Annotated in this window: 1 pseudogene; it reads right to left on the reverse strand. The window is 35.4% G+C overall.

Annotation, left to right across the window (positions count from 1 at the left end):
- Positions 1 to 70 precede the first annotated feature (70 nt).
- A pseudogene (locus DCC82_RS17130) lies at positions 71 to 307 on the reverse strand (RNA-guided endonuclease TnpB family protein); the annotation flags it as partial.
- Positions 308 to 537: the final 230 nt, after the last annotated feature.

The following is a 537-nucleotide window of genomic DNA, read 5'->3' on the forward strand; positions in this document are numbered from 1 at the left end:
CATTTTCTATGACCGAAATGCCCTATTTGTGCTGGGCTTTTTTATACACTAGCACTGGGGTGAATAGTTACACCTTTTTTAAAATTTGCTGTGCCATGTTGCTGTTTAACAGCTTATAGTTTTCGTTCGTTTTTGCAAGATGATAGTTTTTCTTATAATTAAGAAATTCCTTCTGTCCAAAATAGTATAGTCTGACATTGTACAATCCGACGTTGTACATGTTCTTGGCAATATGGCACAGTTCTCGAAGAGTCAAGTATTCTTCTTCGGTCAAACCATTTAGCTGTTGTTTGATACAAAAATACATTTTTTCACCTCCCATCTAACTATATGATACTATATTTTACTGAATCTATCCTATTTTCAGCAAAATATAATTAAGGCGAGAGTCAGTCAAGACTTTGTGGGAACTTTTTTGATTCCTGAAAACAGATGTAAGTCATAGGTCAGCGAACCATTTTTTTAAATTTCATCCGTAAGCGCTTTCGGACTCTCATCCCTTGCCATGACAGACCGATATGTATACCTTTTTTTACC

Source organism: Geobacillus sp. LYN3 (assembly GCF_003064505.1).
Classification (GTDB): Bacteria; Bacillota; Bacilli; order Bacillales; family Anoxybacillaceae; genus Parageobacillus_B; species Parageobacillus_B toebii.